The organism is Pseudomonas paraeruginosa (assembly GCF_003025345.2).
GTDB lineage: Bacteria > Pseudomonadota > Gammaproteobacteria > Pseudomonadales > Pseudomonadaceae > Pseudomonas > Pseudomonas paraeruginosa.
Genome location: NZ_CP020560.1, coordinates 4,569,277 through 4,587,269 on the forward strand (window position 1 = coordinate 4,569,277; position 17,993 = coordinate 4,587,269).

17 protein-coding genes and 1 pseudogene are annotated in these 17,993 nt (G+C 68.0%); 6 read left to right on the plus strand and 12 right to left on the minus strand.

Going from position 1 to position 17,993, the window contains the following annotated elements; genetic code table 11:
* The first annotated feature begins 63 nt into the window (after nucleotides 1-63).
* The 6 genes and pseudogenes from catB to B7D75_RS21765 all read left to right on the plus strand — a co-directional run bounded on the left by catB (nucleotide 64) and on the right by B7D75_RS21765 (nucleotide 6,398).
* Nucleotides 64-704: pseudogene (catB, locus tag B7D75_RS21740) on the plus strand (type B chloramphenicol O-acetyltransferase).
* A gap of 243 nt (nucleotides 705-947) precedes the next feature.
* Complete coding sequence (locus B7D75_RS21745; protein WP_053817687.1) at nucleotides 948-1,850, plus strand: glycosyltransferase family 2 protein; 903 nt, start codon at nucleotides 948-950, stop codon at nucleotides 1,848-1,850.
* Between the two features lie 36 nt (nucleotides 1,851-1,886).
* The gene (locus tag B7D75_RS21750; protein ID WP_003148467.1) at nucleotides 1,887-2,507 is read left to right on the plus strand and encodes a CatB-related O-acetyltransferase; all 621 of its coding nucleotides are present in this window, start codon (nucleotides 1,887-1,889) and stop codon (nucleotides 2,505-2,507) included.
* Nucleotides 2,508-2,633: 126 nt separating this feature from the next.
* The gene (locus B7D75_RS21755) at nucleotides 2,634-4,028 is read left to right on the plus strand and encodes an amidase (protein ID WP_107114417.1); all 1,395 of its coding nucleotides are present in this window, start codon (nucleotides 2,634-2,636) and stop codon (nucleotides 4,026-4,028) included.
* Between the two features lie 69 nt (nucleotides 4,029-4,097).
* Complete coding sequence (locus B7D75_RS21760; RefSeq protein WP_107114418.1) at nucleotides 4,098-5,414, plus strand: MFS transporter; 1,317 nt, start codon at nucleotides 4,098-4,100, stop codon at nucleotides 5,412-5,414.
* Nucleotides 5,415-5,492: 78 nt separating this feature from the next.
* Complete coding sequence (locus B7D75_RS21765; RefSeq protein WP_034079130.1) at nucleotides 5,493-6,398, plus strand: sterol desaturase family protein; 906 nt, start codon at nucleotides 5,493-5,495, stop codon at nucleotides 6,396-6,398.
* On the opposite strand, the gene B7D75_RS21770 is transcribed toward B7D75_RS21765, so the two are convergent.
* From B7D75_RS21770 to B7D75_RS21825, 12 genes are all read right to left on the minus strand, one after another.
* Complete coding sequence (locus B7D75_RS21770) at nucleotides 6,381-7,046, minus strand: helix-turn-helix transcriptional regulator (RefSeq protein WP_034079128.1); 666 nt, start codon at nucleotides 7,044-7,046, stop codon at nucleotides 6,381-6,383. The two genes, B7D75_RS21765 and B7D75_RS21770, sit on opposite strands and share 18 nt — an antisense overlap.
* Nucleotides 7,047-7,117: 71 nt before the next feature.
* Nucleotides 7,118-8,104 (minus strand): LysR family transcriptional regulator, encoded by a 987-nt coding sequence (locus B7D75_RS21775; protein ID WP_003157526.1) that lies wholly within the window; start codon nucleotides 8,102-8,104, stop codon nucleotides 7,118-7,120.
* A 9-nt stretch (nucleotides 8,105-8,113) separates the two neighbouring features.
* Entirely contained in the window at nucleotides 8,114-8,539 is a 426-nt protein-coding gene (locus tag B7D75_RS21780; RefSeq protein ID WP_012077073.1) for a hypothetical protein, read from the minus strand.
* Nucleotides 8,539-9,483, minus strand: a complete 945-nt coding sequence (locus B7D75_RS21785) for a peptidylprolyl isomerase (RefSeq protein WP_079383441.1) — start codon at nucleotides 9,481-9,483, stop codon at nucleotides 8,539-8,541. Before B7D75_RS21785 ends, B7D75_RS21780 begins: the two co-directional genes overlap by 1 nt.
* Nucleotides 9,484-9,487: 4 nt before the next feature.
* On the minus strand, nucleotides 9,488-9,967 hold the full coding sequence (locus B7D75_RS21790; RefSeq protein ID WP_012077075.1) for a YbjN domain-containing protein: 480 nt from the start codon (nucleotides 9,965-9,967) through the stop codon (nucleotides 9,488-9,490).
* 28 nt (nucleotides 9,968-9,995) lie between these two features.
* Nucleotides 9,996-10,658 carry a hypothetical protein gene (locus B7D75_RS21795; protein ID WP_034079204.1) on the minus strand — a complete coding sequence of 221 codons (663 nt, stop codon included), beginning with the start codon at nucleotides 10,656-10,658 and terminating at the stop codon, nucleotides 9,996-9,998.
* Between the two features lie 34 nt (nucleotides 10,659-10,692).
* Nucleotides 10,693-12,399 (minus strand): putative porin, encoded by a 1,707-nt coding sequence (locus B7D75_RS21800; protein WP_012077077.1) that lies wholly within the window; start codon nucleotides 12,397-12,399, stop codon nucleotides 10,693-10,695.
* 67 nt (nucleotides 12,400-12,466) lie between these two features.
* Nucleotides 12,467-13,213: an energy transducer TonB gene (locus B7D75_RS21805; protein WP_107114419.1), complete on the minus strand. Its 747-nt coding sequence runs from the start codon at nucleotides 13,211-13,213 to the stop codon at nucleotides 12,467-12,469.
* Nucleotides 13,214-13,221: 8 nt separating this feature from the next.
* Nucleotides 13,222-13,641, minus strand: coding sequence for an ExbD/TolR family protein (locus B7D75_RS21810; protein WP_003085366.1), 420 nt, complete (start codon nucleotides 13,639-13,641; stop codon nucleotides 13,222-13,224).
* 10 nt (nucleotides 13,642-13,651) lie between these two features.
* A complete protein-coding gene (locus tag B7D75_RS21815) occupies nucleotides 13,652-15,478 on the minus strand; it encodes a DUF2341 domain-containing protein (protein WP_012077079.1) in 1,827 nt (608 codons plus the stop codon).
* A 23-nt stretch (nucleotides 15,479-15,501) separates the two neighbouring features.
* Nucleotides 15,502-17,136, minus strand: coding sequence for a ShlB/FhaC/HecB family hemolysin secretion/activation protein (locus tag B7D75_RS21820; protein WP_053814478.1), 1,635 nt, complete (start codon nucleotides 17,134-17,136; stop codon nucleotides 15,502-15,504).
* Nucleotides 17,137-17,299: 163 nt separating this feature from the next.
* Nucleotides 17,300-17,902, minus strand: coding sequence for a transposase (locus B7D75_RS21825; protein ID WP_034079200.1), 603 nt, complete (start codon nucleotides 17,900-17,902; stop codon nucleotides 17,300-17,302).
* Nucleotides 17,903-17,993 lie beyond the last annotated feature (91 nt).

Genomic DNA, 17,993 nt, shown 5'->3' on the forward strand with positions numbered 1-17,993 from the left:
CGCTGGCCCGTCCCCTCGCCAGAGGCTACCCTTGAGCGCTTCGACGGACACGGACGCCAGGTCATGGGCAATTATTTCGCGAGTAGCTTCAGGGGCAAGCTGCTCTCGGAGCAAGTCAGCAATCCGAACATTCGGGCGGGGCGCTACAGCTACTATCACGGGCATTCCTTCGACGACTGTGCGCGCTACCTGATGCCGGACCGCGACGACGTGGACAGGCTGGTCATCGGCAGCTTCTGTTCGATCGGCAGCGGCGCCACCTTCATCATGGCCGGCAACCAGGGACAGCGCGCCGGGTGGGCGTCGACCTTTCCCTTCCATTTCATGCACGAGGAGCCGGCCTTCGCCAACGCCGAGAACGGTCACCTGCCGGCGGGCGACACGGCGACCGGGCACGACGTCTGGATCGGCGCCGAGGCGATGTTCATGCCGGGCGTGCGGGTCGGCCACGGGGCGATCATCGGCAGCCGCGCGCTGGTGACCCGCGACGTGGCCCCTATGCCATCGTCGGCGGCAACCCGGCGCGGACGCTTCGTAAACGCTTTTTCGATAGCGATATCCGGCACCTCCTGGCAATGGCCTGGTGGAACTGGCCGCGGGAGGAGATCGAGGCGGCGATTCCGCTGCTCTGCGCCGCGGATATCCCGGCCCCGTACCAGCACTGGCAACGGCTGCGAGCAGAGACCCGATGCCCGCAAGCATGATCCGGAGGGTTTTTCTCGGCTCCACAGGCATATCCTCCAGGCTCCAGGCGGTATATTGTCGTGATACCCGGATATCCAGGCATGCATGCCAGAGCCTTTCCGACGCCAGCGCGCCTCCGCTGGAAGGGTCCGCTGATTTCTCGGAAGCGCCCCGAAGACCGCCCGCTGGAACATTCGCAGGACTTCATGACCGGCGCGTCGCCCGGGGCGGTCGTCGTGCAAGACGAGTGACAAGAACGACACATGATTGAAGAAGCCACTTCCAGCAAGCCCTCAGGCACGACGGACACCCCCCTGGTCTCCGTCGTCGCGCCCTGCTTCAACGCGGAAAAGTACCTGGAAGAAGCCCTGCGGAGCATCTATGCGCAGGACTACCCGAATTTCGAAGTGATCATCGTCGACGACGGTTCCACCGACGCCAGCTATGCCATGCTGGAACAGCTGCAGGCCAGCTACGGCTTCCAGCTCTACCGTCAGCGCAACCAGGGCGTCAGCGCCGCGCTGAACCTCGGCCTGCAGCATGCCCGCGGCGACTACGTCGCCACTCCGGACCTGGACGACATCATGCTGCCGCATTCGCTGAGCGTACGCGCCGAGTACCTCGACCAGCACCCCGAGGTCGGCTGCGTCGGCGCCCTGGTCATCTACATCGACAGCGAAGGCCAGGAAACCAAGCGGCAGAGCAGCAACCGCATCCGCCAGCTGGACTTCGACTACCTGCTCGGCAACGCCTATGTCTGCGGCGCCCCGGTGTCCCTCTACCGCATGGAAGCCCTGCGCGCCGCCGGCTTCTACGATCCGCAGATCAAGGTCCAGGATTTCCAGATGACCCTGCGCATCGCCAGCCAGGGCTACCAGATCCACAAGCTGCCGGTGCTGGTCACCCGCTACCGGCGCCACCCCGACAACCTGTCGCGGCGCTACAAGGTGCTGCTCGACGCTGACCTGCGCACCATCGAGCCCTACCAGTCGCATCCGGCCTACGAGCGCGGCCGCACGGAGCTGGTCAACAAGGCCCTGAAATACGCCGTGGTATCGGACAAGAAGCATGCCTGGCAACTGCTCCGCTCGCTGCCCCTGCGGCAGTGGAACCGCACCACCTTCCGCCGTCTGAAGCGCTTCCTGCTCCATCACGAGACCACCTGAGGCCCGCCGCGCCTGCCAGGGTGGCAAGGTAAACCAATGAGATTCCTGGAAAAACTGAAAAAACGCAAAGAGCGTAAATACTTCCGTGGCTGGGAAAAGATCTTCAAGGCGCCCGAGAAGATCCGCCTCGCCTATCCCGGCTACGAGGTCGGCGTGGGCACCTATGGGATCCCCGAAGTCACCGAGTTCGGCGACAAGTCCACCCTCCGGATCGGCGCCTACACCTCGATCGCAGCCGGCGTGAAGATTCTTCTCGGCGGCGAGCATCACACCGACTGGCTCACCACCTATCCCTTCCCGAAGATGATCGACGAGGTCGCCGACATCCCCGACAGCACCACCACCCGGGGCGACGTGATCATCGGCAGCGACTGCTGGATCTGCACCAACGCGCTGATCCTCTCCGGCGTCACCATCGGCCATGGCGCGGTGGTCGCCGCCGGCGCGGTGGTGACCCGCGACGTGCCACCGTTCGCCATCGTCGGCGGCAACCCGGCCCGGCAGATCCGCTGGCGCTTCGAGGAAGACGTCCGCGAGGCCCTGCTGGCCTCGGCCTGGTGGGACTGGCCCGTGGACGAGGTGAAGCGGGTCGCCAGGACCCTCTGCAGCACCGACATGCCGGCCTTCCTGCGCTACATCGAGCAACGCAACGGCTGAGCCGCGTCGGCGGAACAATCGCCGGCGATGGGCTATACCTCCCCGATACGTCATGTTTCGAATCCGTGCCCGGCTCCGGGCACGCCGGTCGCGCCTCGTCCGCGGCCGGTCTTCGGGGGAGTCTGAATGAGCGCGCTGCACGATATCGAGGGAGCCCGCCTGCTGGCCCTGTTCGCCCGCCGGGAATTGTCGCCGAGCGAGTACTACGAGCATCTGCTGGAGCACATCCAGCGCTGGGAACCGCACCTCAACGCCCTGTACCGCTTCGACCCGCAACGCGTCCGCGAACAGGCCGCGGCGGCCACCGAGCGCTGGCGCAAAGGGCAACCGCGGGGCCCGCTGGACGGACTGCCGGTGACCATCAAGGAACTGATCGCCACCGCCGGCGAGCCGATCCCGCAGGGCAGCGCCGCCACCGCCGCTCAGCCCGAGCCCCGCGACGCGCCACCGGCGGCGCGGCTGCGCGAGGCCGGGGCAATCGTCCTGGCCAAGACCACGGTACCGGACTTCGGCATGCTTTCCTCGGGTATCTCCAGTTTCCACGGGATCACCCGCAACCCCTGGAACCTGGCCAACAACACCGGCGGCTCCAGCTCCGGCGCCGCTGCCGCCGCGGCAGCCGGCTACGGGCCGCTGCACCTGGGCACCGACATCGGCGGCTCGGTGCGCCTGCCGGCCGGCTGGTGCGGTCTGGTGGGCTTCAAGCCGAGCCTTGGGCGGATTCCCATCGACCCCTACTACACCGGCCGCTGCGCCGGCCCCATGACTCGTGGCATGGACGACTGCCTGCTGCTGATGCGCCACCTGGCGCAGCCCGACGCTCGCGACGCCACCAGCCTGCCGCCACAAACGCTGGACTGGAGCGCCGAGCCGGTCTCGGTTCGCGGTCTCGAGATCGGCCTGCAGCTCGACCCCGGCTGCGGCCTGCAACCGGACGCGGAGATCCGCGCGGCGGTCGAGGCCGCGGCACGGCTGTTCGAGGAACAGGGCGCGCGGGTCCGCGTCGTCGAGCCGCTGATGGACCGCGCCCTGCTGGACGGCCTCGACGACTTCTGGCGCGCCCGCTTGTGGAGCGAACTGCTGCGTCTGGACGAAACCCGCCGGGCCAGGGTGCTGCCCTACATACATGCCTGGGCCGAGGGCGGCGCGCGGATCAGCGGGGTCGACGCGGTACGTGGCTTCAACCAGACCTTCGAGATGCGCCGGCGCGCGGCCAGCCTGTTCGGCGAGATCGACCTGCTGCTGACGCCGACCAACCAGGTCGGCGCCTTTCCCGCCGACTGGGCCTCGCCGCTGAACGACCCGCAGCGGCCGTTCGAGCACATCGTCTTCACCGTGCCCTGGAATATGGGCGAACAACCCGCTCTCTCGATAAACTGCAGCTTCACGGCCGCCGGCATGCCGATCGGCCTGCAACTGGTCGCGCCGCGCTTCGCCGATACCTGGCTGTTGCGCGTCGGCAAGACCTACGAAGGCTGGCGCGGTCCGATCCGCGCCTGGCCACGGCCGCCGGCGGACTGAAATCGGCTGCCGGTCGCTGCTCGGCGCCAGGCCCGAGTGTTTTCGTCGTCACTGCGAGAGGGCCTCGCCATGCACTCCCCCACCACAACCCCGGCGGCCGCCGATCCAGCCAGCCGCCGCAGCGTCTTCGCCGTGGTGCTCGGCAACGCCGTGGAATTCTTCGACTTCGGGGTCTACGCGACCTTCGCGGTGATGATCGGCCAGACCTTCTTCCCTTCCGAGAGTGCCTTCGTCAGCCTGCTGCTGTCGGTCACCGCGTTCGCCGTCGGCTTCGTCATCCGTCCCCTCGGCGCGATTCTCATCGGCGCCTACGCCGACCGCGCCGGGCGCAAGCCGGCGATGCTCCTGACCCTGCTGCTGATGGCGCTGGGCACCGGCGGCATAGCCGTGCTGCCCGGCTACGACAGCATCGGCCTCGCTGCGCCGCTGCTGCTGGTGCTGACCCGCCTGCTGCAGGGCCTGGCCTGGGGCGGCGAAGCCGGCCCGGCGACCACCTACATCCTCGAAGCGGCGCCGCCGCACAAGCGCGGCACCTACGCCTGCTGGCAAGTGGTGGCGCAAGGTATCGCGGCGGTCGCCGCCGGGCTGATGGGCTACCTGCTGACCCTCTGGCTCGACGAGCGGCAGCTGCAGCAGTGGGGCTGGCGGATTCCCTTCGCGGTCGGCCTGCTGGTCCTGCCGATCGGCCTGTACATCCGCCTCAACCTGGCCGAGACCTTTTCCGGACGCGGCCGCCAGGCCAGCACCCGGAGCCTGCTCGGCGAGTTGTTCGGCAATCATCGGCGGGCCCTACTGCTCGGCCTGCTGATCCTCTCCGGCAGTACCATCACCCAGTACTTCCTCAACTACATGACCACCTTCGCCCTCACCGAGCTGCACCTGCCGGCGGGCATCGCGATGCTCTCGACGCTGGTGGCCGGCGCCGCCCTGGCGCTGTCGGCGCTGCTCGGCGGTATCCTCTGCGACCGCTACGGCCGCCGCGCCGTGCTGATCCTGCCGCGCCTGCTGTTGCTCGCGGTGCTGTTCCCGGCTCTACAGGCAATGACCCGCCATCCCGAGGCGTCGACCTTCCTCGCCGTCCTCGCCCTGCTCTCGGCCCTGCATGGCATGAGCGGCGCGGCACTGATCGTACTGCTGGTGGAAAGCTTCCCGCGGGCGCTGCGCTCCACCGGTTTTTCCCTGGTCTACGCGATCGGCGTCGCCGCCTTCGGCGGCACCGCGCAGATCGTGGTGACCTGGCTGATCGGCGTCACCGGCAATCCGCTGTCGCCGGTGGGCTACCTGCTGCTGGCCAACCTGGTCTGTCTCGGCGGGGCCTGGCTGGCCCGCGAGACCTGGCCGGGTCGCGGAAACATGCGAAGCGAGGCGCTGGTGGTGCGCGACTGAGAACTTGCGCGGTTCGTTCAAGCGCCGCCGGCCTGCCGCGAGCGACGCTGGGGACCTCATTCATCCGGAGGTCTCACCATGCAGTTCTTCCTGCGCTACGCCTACGCTCCCCTCTTCTGGTCCGGCTTCATCGGCCTGGCGGTCTGGCAGGTCGGCTATCGCCAGGCTTCCCACGCCTGGCTGGTCGCCCTGTTCCTGGGGGCGCTCGGCCTGTCCTTTCTCGCCGAACGACGACTGCCCTACCAGCCACGCTGGAACCGGCCGCACGCCGACCGCCTGCGCGATGTCCTGCACGCATTGGTCAACGAAAGCCTGAACGCACTCGGCATCCTCGCCCTGCCGCTGCTGGCCGGAGTCCTGGGCTTCTGGCCGGTATGGCCGCAGGCCTGGCCGCTGTGGCTGCAACTGCTCCTGGCTATCGTCCTCGCCGATCTCGGCATCACCCTGGTGCACTACGCCAGCCACCGTTCGGCGCTGCTTTGGCGGCTGCACGCGGTGCACCATAGCGTGCAGCGCCTGTACGGTTTCAACGGGCTGATGAAGCATCCCCTGCACCTGGGCCTGGAAGCGCTCGGCGGCACCCTGCCGCTGTTGCTGCTCGGCGTGCCGCAGACGGTCGTCGCGCTGCTCGCCTTCGCCATCGGCATCCAGTTGCTGCTGCAACACAGCAACGTCGACATGCGCATCGGCGGGTTGCGCCATGTGTTCGCCTGGGCACCGCTGCATCGCCTGCACCACATCCGCTACGGGCGCGCCGGCGACGTCAACTTCGCGCTGTTCTTCAGCGTCTGGGACCGCCTGCTCGGCACCGCACTCCATCGTCCCGGCTACCGCCTGGACAGCGCCGACATGGGCATCGGCGACCAGCCCGACTATCCCCGCGACTACACCGGCCAGTTGCTCGCGCCATTCCGCGACCTGCCGCGCAGCAGGTGCGTCCCGCAGCCGCCGGAAGGACTGGGGCGTTCAACCGGCCAGGCGTAGGTGCGGCAGCGACAGGCCGGCGCGGATGCCGAGCAGGCTGCGTACGCTGCGCGACAGATGCGCGGCATCGGCGAAGCCGGCGTGATGGGCCGCCTCGGTCAGGCTGCGCCCCTGCAGGGCCAGGGCGAAGGCCAGGTACAGGCGCCGCCAGAGCACCAGGCGGCGCACCGACAGGCCGACCTGGACGGCGAACAGCCGCTCCAGCTGGCTCAGCGAAAGACTGGCGCAGCGCGCCAGTCTTTCCGCCTCGACCCGCGCCACGAGTTGCTCGTCGAGCGCCTCCAGGGCCTTTTCGACGCGGCGGTCGAGTCGTCGACGAGGCAGCCGCGCAAGCCGCCCCAGCAACGCCTCGGGCTCGCCGGGAGCGTCTTCGAGAAGCTGACCCAGGACTTCGCTGTCGAATGCCAGCGGCTCGACGTACAGCGCCAGCAACGACTGCGACGCTTCGACGCGATGGGCTTGCAGCGAGGGCACCAGCAAGCGCCGGGCCTCCAGTACCTGGCCGGCGAGGCGCACCCGCAGCGGCGTCTGCGCCAGCAGCAACTGGTGGGCATAGTGCGCGTGCTCGCGGGTGTCGCCGTTGATCCCGGCGAACAACGCATGGTCCCGCGCCAGCCAGACCTCGCCCTGCCAATGCCGCTCCGTCATCGCGTGTCTTCCGTCAGCCGTTCCGTGGCGAAACGGTGTCGGCTATGGCGGCGGCCGTCAAGCCCGCAATGTCAGCGTCCGAACCAGTCGCGCCGGTCGTCGAAGGCATGCTCGATCAGATCGAGCAAGGCACGGACCTCGGTGCGGTTCGCCGCCTCCGACTGCACGCTCAACCAGACCTCGCGCCGCATCGGCTGGTCGAACACCTGCGGCAACGCCGCCAGGTTGCGTTCCAGGCGCCCGGCGTAGTGCGGCAGCAGGCCGATGCAGGCGCCCCAGAGGATCGCCTGTAGCAACAGATCGTGGCTCTGTACCTCGATCACTCCCGACTGCCGTGCCGCCACCCGCCGGTTCCAGGGTGCCAGGGCGGCGCTGGCGGCGTGGCCGTGGAGCTGCGCCAGCAGGTAGTCGTCCAGCTCGTCTTCGCTGGCCGGCCGCGTGCGCTCGCGCGAATAGCGCTTGCCGATGTGCGGCTGGTACTCCAGCTCGGCGATACGCGCCGGCGCCGCGTCATGGCCTTCCAGTATCGGATGCGGCTGGTCCGGATCGGCGATCCAGATGGCGATCTCCGCCGGGCCGGCGTTGCCCGGCCAGCCTTCGCGCAATTCGGCCAGCGCCACGCGCAGGTTGGCGTTCTTGCGCAGGTAGCCCCACAGCTCGCGGCTGAGCACGTCGTGCAGCACGCTCTCGGCCACCGCCAGGCGCACCAGCGGCTGTTGCCGGTGAAGATCGGCATGGCTGTGGCTGTCCTCGACCAGGCGCTGTCCCGCAGCCTGGAGCAGGCGGCCCTCGCGGGTCAGCGACAGGGCGTTGCCCTCGTGCACGAACAGGTGCAGGCCGAGACGCTCCTCGAGCCGGGCCAGGGTCTTGCGCAACAGCGTCGGCTTGACGTCGAGGCTGCGCGCGGCCTGCATGAAGCAGCCGCAGCGGGCGGTGACCAGGAAGAAATGCACCACTTCCAGGGAGCCGAACAAGTCGTGCCAGTAGGCACGGTCGTCGCGTCCCTGCGCGGGCCTGAGCAGTACCGGGCGCTGCCCGGCGGACTCCGATAGGGCCATGCTTCCTCGCTAGCGTCCAGGCATGAGGCGGATCCGCAGCTCGATCGGCTGCGGCATGTGGTCCGGCGGCGGCAGACGCAACGAGCGATCCATCAGGGCCCGCCGCAGTTCGGCGTCGATCGGTTCGGCATCGGCGCGCAGGCAGGCCAGGCCGACGATCCAGCCGCTGGCGTCGAGCCAGACTTGCAGGTCGATGTCGGTATTCGGCAATTGCCCCGCCGCGCGCCGCGACTCCAGGTAGGCTTGCAGCCGTGGCGCGACCTCGGCGTCCTCGCCGAGACGCTGCTGTACCTGCTCGCCGAGCCAGGCGGCATAGGCGATCCATAGCCGCTGGCGCTCGTCGCGAACCCGCTCGGGTTCGCCGAACAACCAACTACGCAGGTGTCGCCAGCGACTACCGCGCGGCGCTCGACCGGTCTCCGGCGCGCGCTCCATCAACGCAGCTCGGCCAGGGTCTTGCCAAGCAGCGCGCCATCGATGCTCAGGGTGGCGTTGTTCACCAGACCGTCCAGGTAGGCTTTGGCGATCTGCTCCTGGCGTTGCGCGCGCAGGCTGGCGCGCAGGCGTTCGCGGACCTCGTCGAGGCTGGCGAGGCGGGGGTCGCGACGCTCGGTCAGCTTGACCAGGTGAAAGCCGTTGCCGCCCTGGATCGGTTCGGATACTTCGCCCACCTTGAGCCGTTCCAGCGCCGGGCGGATCGCCGGCAGCAGCTGCGCCTGCGCCAGCAGTCCACCGATGTCGCCGCCGTTGCGCGCGGTCTGCGGGTCGTCGGAATACTTTCGCGCCAGCTCGGCGAAATCGCCGGCGGCGGCCTGCCGGTAGAGTTCCTGGGCGCGCTTGCGCGCCTCGGCCGGGCCTCCAGCGGTGGCGGTGGCGATGAAGATCTGGCTGACCCGGTACAGCGCCGGCACCCCCAGTTGCGCCTTGTTCGCCTCGTAGGCGTCGTGCAGATCGGCATCGCTGGGATAATCCTCGGGCACCGTGCTCACCGACTCCAGGTAGGTGCGCAGGACGATCTGCCGCGTGGCCGCGTCGATCAGCGTCTTCACTTCCGGTCGCTGTTGCCAATCCTGGGCGCTGGCCTGCTCGTAGAGCGCCTTCTCGGCGAGCCGCGCACGCATCCAGCGCTCCAGAGCCTCACGGTTCTCGCCCAGTTGCGCACGGGTTTGCGCCGGTACCTCGGCCAGCAGAGCCTTCAGTTCGTCCGGCGCCACCTGCAAGGCTCCGAGGCGCGCCACCGCGGGCTCCGCGGCGCCGCTGGCAGGTGGCTTGGCAAGCGCGGCCTGGGCCTGGCCCGCGCCGCCGTTCCCGTCCTGGCCGCAACCGGCGAGGATGACGAGCGCGAGCGCCAGGCCGCCGCAACGGTAAACCGGCCGCATAGGTTCAGGCCTCGCCATCGACGGACCGCGCGGCTTCCTGCGCCACGCCCTGTTGCTCGGCGGCCAGGCGGCTGTAGTCGCGCAGGTAGGCGAGGAACTCCTGCAGCAGGCGGTCCCACAGCTCGACATGGCTGCGCAGGTTGGCCGGGCTGACGCCGCCGGCGACGATCACGTCCATCTCCATCACCAGGAACTCGCCCTGTTGCGACAGGCGGCCGAAGCGCCGGCTGAGGTTCCAGCGCTCGGTCAGCCCGGCCGGCAACTCGCCCTGCACGCGCAGGGCGCAACTGAAGGTGAAGTCGAGGTAGCTCGCCGGCACCGACGCCGGATTGCCGAAGCGCACCGCGTAGCCGATCCCCTGGCTGGCGCTGAGCAGTTGCACCACGCCGTTCTGTTCGCTGCGATTGACCCGGTAGCCGGCGTCCTGCAGGGCTTCGGTCAGGCTGTCGATGGAAAGGTGTTCGATCAGGGTGATATCGCTCATGTACGGATTCCTTGATTGCTCTGGAGGTTCACTGGGCCAGCGCCGCCTGGCGGTCGTCGACCTGGGTCTTGTAGAGGTCGTCGCCGAGCTTCTGCGCCATCTCTTCGAATTTCACCCGCGCACCGCTGGCGAACGGCTGGCGGATCTTCATCACCTCGGCGACGCTGACGTTCTCGTAGGCGCCAAGGATCTCCTTGGCCACGCCATACATTTCCCGGTTCTTCGCGGTGCATTGCTGCAACTGCCGGTCATGCTCGCGGAACGCCACATCGAGCTTCTGCCGCTCGGCCTCCTTGGCTCGCGCCATGACCAGCAACTCGTCGTAGGCCTGCTTGTACTTGCCCAGTTGCTCATTGCTCGCCTCGACCATCTGCCGCGCCCGGTCGTGCAAGCCCTGTTGCTGGGCCGAGAGTTGCTCGGCCTGGCCCTTGGCCCGGGTCAGCTCGGCGGTCAGTTGCCTGACCTGGGCCAGCGCCGCGTCGCGCTGGCCTTCCAGCGCAGCCTTGGCCGCGGCGGCCTGGGCCTGCTCGGTCTGCAGCGCCTGCAGCTGCTGGGTGGTGCTGCGCAACTGGGCGCGCAGGCGTTCCTCCAGGCTGTCGGCATAGGCCGCCTGGCTGGCGTAGGCGGCGAAGGCGGCCCCGGCGAGCAACGCCTGGGCCCAGATCGGCAATGAGAAAGGTCGCATGTTCATGGTCTGCCTCTTCATGGCCTGCCTCGGGGAGCGCTCAGAAGCGCGTATTGACCTCGAGCTGCAGGACGTCGATGGAGAACGGTGCGCCGTAGACTTCGTCGGAACTGAGCCAGCGCGCGGTACCGTAGACGCGCTTGTCGAAGCCGTAGCTGGCGCCGAGGATGTAGCCCTTGGCGTTGGTCCCGCCGAGATGGAAGGTGGAGTCGTTGAAGCCATCCGGCAGGGCGTCCGGCTGGATGTACTTGTAGGCGGCGAACACCTGCCAGTCGCCGGCCTCGCGCATATCCAGGGCGTTGCCCAGGGTGAACTGGAGCATCCAGGCATTCGCCCCGCTCTTGATGTCGCCATCGGAGCCGAGATTGTTGGCGATCTGCGCCACACCGCCGGCGCGCTTGCGCATGTCGCCCTCGTCGTAACCCAGGTTGTGCACGTAGTTGCCGGCCACCCGCAGCTTGAAATCGTTGGGCAGCTCGGCGTCCCAGCCCAGGTTCAGGTCGAGCAGGTTGAACTCCGAGGCGAGGCCGACGTACTGCGGGTTCGGCGTGTTCGCCGGATCGGCCGGGTTGGGCACGATGTCGCGCAGGAGGAACACCGTGTTGCCCTTCTGCATGAAGGTCGGACGGCTGCCGTCGGTATCGCACTCCGGCTGCCCGGCCCAGGGCCGGCAGGGGCTGGAGCGTTGCCCTTCGATGTCGTCGAAGCGGTAGTAGGCCAGCGCGCCGGTAAGGCTGTGCCGCGGGTTGATCTTCCAGGTGGCGCCCAGTTGCGCGCCGTAGAGCCATTTGTTGTCGCTGTCTTCCTTGTCGAAGCCGTTCGACGAGGCGGTGTCCGAGCTGTATTCCACGGGGAACGCACCGACCGTGCCGAACAGCGAGACATCGCGGCCCAGCGGCTGGTTGAAGATCGCCGCCACGCCGTCGAAGTTGAGGTCGCTGGAATACAGCAGGTCGGTGGACAGGAACGGGTTGGCGATCCGTCCGCCGGTCAGGCTCAGGCGCTCGCTGGGCTTCCAGGTCAGGTAGCCCTGGTCGAGCCAGAGGTCCTTCTTGCCGAAACCGCCGCCGAGGGTCTGGGTGGTCGATACCGGGTTGTTGTCCGAACCGGTACCGATGCGGATCCCGGCGCTCCAGCTTTCCGACAGCGCCGCCTTGAGGCCGAAACGCGCGCGCAGGCGCAGCAGGCTGTCGCGGTCCTCGCGGGTGTTGAGCAACGGCGGCAGGCCGGAGCTGGTGTTCGGGTTGACGTCGTACGGGCCGTCGTCGTTGAGTTCGGCGAAGTCGGTGATCTGGTTGCTGTTGCCGTTGCCGAAGGAGCGCGACTCGTAGCGCAGGCGCACGTCGCCGTCGAAACTGATGCGCGAGGCCCAGTCCGGGAAGGCGTTGGGCTGCGCCCAGTTCTCCGCCTTGGCCTGGGTCATCACCTCGGCCTTCACCTCGTCGCGGATCTGGTCGCGCACCACCTGCGGGATATAGGGCACGCGGACCTCCCCGGGGACCGCGGCGACGGCCGCCGCGGGCGCCACGGCCTGGCGCGCCTGCTGGGCCTGCAGCGCCTCGGCCTCGGCCTGCCTGACCAGCGCATCGGCCTGGTCCTTCTTCAGCACGCCCTGCTGCACCAGCAGGCGGATCAGGTTGATCGTGGCATTCTCCGAGGGCGCCGGCGGCTGGGCCTGCGCCTGGCCGGCCAGCGCGGCGAGCATGACGCCCATCGCCAGCGCCGGTCGGTTCATTTTCGCGTTCATCTGTGTACGGCTCCTAAGGTCCTTCAAGGCAGTCGCCTGCCGGAAATCGTTCTGGGTTGGCGTCTTCTCATCCCGGCCGCTTGCCCTGCAGGGCGATGCGCACCGGCAGGGTCAGCGAGGCCGGCGGGCGCTCCTGCAGGCGGCCGGCGCCGCGCAGGGCGGCGAGCACCTTCTGGTCGGTCTCGGGGTCGCCGCTGGAGCGGGTCAGCTCGACCCGGGTGATGTCCCCCGAGGAACTCAGCCAGACCTCCGCCTGCAGGCGGAACGCCAGGTTGCGCAGCTCGGGGTTGTCCCGCAGCAGGCGCTGGAAGGCGTAGGCCAGGTACTGGCTGTAGCTGGCGTTGCCGGCGCGACCGCCGCCGGAACCGGCCATCCCGCCGCCCTTGCCGGCGCCGATGTTGAAAGCGTCGGAACCGGACTGGGCATCGCCGTCCATCTGCATCGGATCGGCCAGGTCGTCGGCCGGCGACGGCGGCGCTTCCTCCTGCGGCTTGACTTCCTCCAGCTCTGGCTGCGGCTCCGGCTCGACGATCTTTTCCTCCTCCACTGGCTGTTCCGGCTCCGGCGGTTTTTCCGGCGGCGGCGGAGGCGGTGGCGGCAGCGGGATGATCGCCGGCACCTTGGGCGCCTCGCGGCGCACGCCGCTCATGTCGTTGGCCCACTCCCAGACCAGCCAGGCGAGGCCGGCGAGCAGCAGCGCGCCGATGCCCCACTTGAGGTAGCGCAGGGTCGGGTTCGCCGGGCGGCCGTCGGTGGACAGCGGCGCGGCGTTCTTCGGCTCGGGGGTGTGCTTGGGATCGGCGGACATGTTCATCCCGGGCCTCAGGTCGGTTTGCCGGTGACCAGGCCGACCTGGGACAGCTCCAGGCGGCGCAGCAGGTCGAGGACCTCGATGACCTTCTGGTACTGCACCGTGGCGTCGCCGCGGACCACTACCGGGAAGTCGGGGTTGAGGGCCTTCTCCGTGCGCAGGCGGTCTTCCAGCTCGGGCAGGGTCACCGGGTAGGCGTCGAGGAACACCTGGCCGGCGTCGTTCACCGAGATCGCCTTGGTCTTGGGCTGCGACAGCGCCACGGTGGCACTGGCCTTCGGCAGGTTGATCTGGATCCCGGCGACCTGGGCGGTGGCGGTGAGGATGAACATCACCAGCACCACCATCAGCACATCCACCAGCGGGGTGATGTTGATGCTGTCGACGGCACCGTCGTCGTCATCGTCGTGGCTGCTGTTCACGGAAGCCATGGCGTTCTCCTCAGGCCGGCAACGGCTGGCCGTTGCGACGATGGGCCACTTCGCTGAGCTGGCTTTCGCCATGCACCTCGGCGAGGCGGGTGACGAATTCGTCGACGAACACCCGCATGTCCGCGCTGACTTCCTTGTTCCGCGTGACCAGGCGGTTGTAGCCGAACAGCGCGGGGATCGCGACGAACAGGCCCATGGCCGTGGCCAGCAGGGCGGCGGCCATGCCCGGGGCGATGGCGTTGATGTTGACGTCGCCGGCCATGGCGGTGCCGAGGAACACCACCATGATCCCCAGCACGGTGCCGAGCAGGCCGATGTAGGGGCCGCCGGCGATGGCGTTGGACAGGCTCGACAGGCGCGCGCCGAGCTGCTGGTTCTCCTTGGTGCGCACGCCGTCCATGGAGGCGCGGATCGCCTCGATGGTGGCCGCGGAAACGGAAGAAGTGTCGGCACCCTGCTCGCGGCGCGTGCGGATCTCCTTCACCGCCACCTGGTACAGGCGCCACAGCGAGGAGTGTTGCAGGCGGGCGGCCAGCTCGCGGTCGTCGGCGAGCAGTTCCAGGCGTGTGCCGACCTCGGCGAAGCGCTCGCGGAACAGCCCGTTGGCGCGACTGACGCGGCCGACGTTCTGGTTCTTGCGGTACATGATCACCCACGACTGGACCATCATCAGCGCCAGGATCGCGATGATCACCCAGGCGTCCAGCGGCACCGCGTTGAGCAGGAAGCCAAGCTTGCCGAAGCCGAAGCCGGACTGCTTCTCGTCGACCCCGTAGGCTACCAGGCGCGACTCGGCGCCCTGGGCGGTGGCGTCGGCGAGGAGCAATGCCGCCGGACGGGCGATCTTCGACAGGCGCAGCTCGTCGATCGCGCCCTGGAAGGGTTGCAGGGTCGGCGCCGCCTCGCCCTCGCCGGCGACCGCCGCAGTGGCTGGCGCGGGCTCCGCGCCGATGGCGATGGCGCCGCTGAACGCCGGCAGCGCCGCCGCCAGGCTGGCGACTTCGCGGCCGCCGAGATACAGCGCCAGGCGGCTGCCGTCGGCGACCAGCGCCAGGTGCTGCCACTGGCCCTGGACCAAGGCCTGGCCGGCGGCGCTGCGCTGGCCGTCCAGCTCGACGAAGGGCGCGCCCTGGGCCAGGCCCAGCAGCAGCGAGTGGCCGCCCTCGCGGCGCGCCAGCAGGACCTGCTCGCCGGCCAGTTGGTCGGGACGCACCCAGCCGCTGAAGCTGAAGCTGCCGCCGGCGCTCACCGCCAGCGACGGGCTGGGCGGCAGCAGCAGCGGCTGGCCTACCAGCTGTGCGGAGCGACCGATGACGCCTTCCACCGGGCTGCCGGCGGCGCTCTGCGCGTTGTTGGCATAGGCGGTGGCGTCGCGTGGCGGAGTGCCCGGCGCGCCGTCGAAGTGGTAGACCAGGGTGTAGTCCGGGTCGAACACCGCGGCGCCGTTGCCGCTTTCCGGGGCCTTGGCGTTGCCGTAGTACATCCAGATATCCTGGCGCTGGCCCCCCTCCACCCGCGGCACGTCGACCCAGATCAGCGCCATGCCCATCAGCGGGTCGAAGCTCTCCACCTGGTGGTGCAGCACGGTCTTGTCGTCGGCGGCGACGAAGCGGATGTCCGAGCCGTTCTCGTTGACCCCGTCGAAGGTGAAGTTGCCGGTATGCAGGCGCACCAGCAGCGGCAGGCGACCGAGACTGTCGTTGATCGCCGCGCCTTGCGGGGTGGTATCGACCGATACCTGCTTGCGGTACTGCCAGTCGTCCTGCCACCAGGCACTGGCGCTGGCCGGGGCCAGCAGGCCCAGGCAGATCAGCGATGTCAGCAATAAGCGATACATGGGTGGGTACTCCGGGGTCGGGGTCAGAAACTCGCCTGCACGCTGAAATGCAGGCGCGAGTCGTGTTTGTCGGTGTTCGTCCCTTCCAGCAACGGGAAGGCCCAGTCGAGGCTGCCGGACAGCCAGTCGGCGAGTTGCGCGCGGGTGCCGATGCCGACGCTGGCCAGGCTGAAGTCGTCGTCCTGCTCGGGCAGCGCATCCTGCAGGCGCAGTTGCGCGCCCTCGGCGAACACGTAGAAGCGCCAGTCGTTGACGTAGCCGCCGGCGCGCTTGCCGAGGAAGCGTCCGAGGGACGGCGTACGCCATTCCTGGGAGAGCAGGTAGCCGTCGTCGGCGGTGTTCTCCGCCGCCAGGTAGCCACGCACGCTGGTGGCACCGCCGGCGGCGAACTGTTCGTTGGAAATCAGCGGCCCGGAGGCGAGCTGGAAGGCCGCCTTGGTCGCCACCTGCCAGTCGCCGCCGAAGGTCAGGGTGTGGTTGAGATCGCCCTTGAGCACGCCGAAGCCGGACTTGGCGCGATAACGCTTGCGGTCGAATTCCTCGTCGTCGTCGCCGTAGCCGAGGAGACTGCCGGTACCGGCCACCAGGCTCAGGCCAAGGGCCAGCTGGGAACGTTCGGTGTAGCGGAAACCGTTGTAGCCGAGGGTCAGCGGGGCGTACTTGATCGGCACCCTGTCGTTGTTGCCGCCGATCCGGGTCTGTTCCTCGAAGTCCTTGAAGTCGACGCCGAAGGAGAACGAGTGCGACCAGAGGCCGGTGACCGGCAGGCTGTAGATCGCCGCCACGCCGTAGGAGTGGCCCTGGCCGACCACGTTCATGCTGCCCACCGTGGCCACGTCGCTGTCGGACTGGTAGCCGGACAGCTGCACGCTCCAGCGCTGGCTCAGCGGCGCGGTATAGGAGCCGGACCAGACCTTGGCGTTGTCCTGATCCTGCGGCGCCGTGAAGTAGGTCAGCGAGACCGCGTGGCCGAGCTGCCACAGGTTGTCGTAGCCCAGCGAAACCACCGAGCGCAGGTGGCGGGTATCGGCGCTGTAGTCGTTGTTCAGGCCGATGCTGGCGTGCCAGGGATTCTTGTCCTCGACCTGCAGGTCGACATCCATGGTCCCGGGCCGCTGGCCCTCGCGCACCATCGGCAGCACCTGGCGGCCGGGGGTGCGATTGACCTGCGCCAGCTCACGCTGGACCTGGGCGAAATCGGGCACCTTGCCCTCCTCCAGGGCCGGCACTTCTTCGCGCAGCTCCACCGGCGAATAGTGCTTGGCGCCGACCACCCGGACACGACCGACGGTGGTCTCGGTGACCTGCAGGTAGACCACCCCGCCGTTCACCTGCTGCTCCGGCAACTCGACATGCACCGACTGGTAGCCCTTCTCCTGGTAGGCGGCCTGCAGCGCATCGCGCGCACCCTCGATGTCGCCCAGGCTGCGCTGCGGCCCGAGGAAGGGATACACCGCCGCCTCGATGGCGCGGTTGTCCAGCACGGTGTTGCCGCGCACCACGTACTCGTTGATGTCCACCAGGCGCTGGGGCTCGCCTCCCGCCGCGGCGGGAGGCGCCTCGTCGGCCAGCGAAGCGCACGACAATGCGACAGCCAGGCAACCGATCGACCAGCGCTGGCGAAACGGGTGCGCACAATTGAACAGCGAACGCTTCACACGGTCCCCCGAAGTTCCATCGGGACTTATTGTTCTCTTCAACAAGTCCGTTCATCGAACAGTTCTATGAAAGGCAACAAACTAGCGACGGCGCATGAACAACCTGTGAAAAACAGTGCTCCGCCCTTATGAAATTTCGTTCTTTTCTATTTTCACCAGCGCGCTAGATATTCCGCTGTCGCACTCCGCCATGACGCGCCTGCCAGGTATGCAACAAGGCGAAATTCAGGGAGAACTCCGGCATCTGCATGAGGTCTCCGGAAATTACTTCGGCGATAATCCGGCCTATTATCTTCACCGCCTCCGCGCTATTCAGCAGAACGGTTATATCGCTGACGAAAACCGGGAAACTCCAGATCTTCTGCTTCATCTCGAGGCCGACGAACCAGCGGTACAGCAGGTTGTAATTGAGTTGTTCGTACAATTGCTGTTCACTGGGAATCGCGTACAACAGTTGCAGCAACAGAGCCTGGATCAACGGCTCAGGCGCCAACTGCATGGCGTTCTCGCGGGCGATTCCCGAGAGGACTTTCGCCTCTTCGCCAAGGAGACTTTCTATTTGCGGTTTCAGCAATGCCAGGGAATGTCCGGGCGGTATATAACTTGAAACTTCCTTGAGCGCGCCCTGCCAATCTTCCTGAGACACTATCCAGACCCACGGCGCTCCATAACGATAAACCGACACCGGTTTCTTGCGCGCAGCCTCGACGATCTTCGACAAACGCTGGTCAAGCTCCTGCATACCGACCTTCGAATAACTTTCCATCAACATTCACCGTCCTTCGCCATCGCCGTAGAACCGCCGACGGCCGTTAGCGGATACTGTTTCTCTTGTTTCAGAGCAGGGTTTGTCGTTG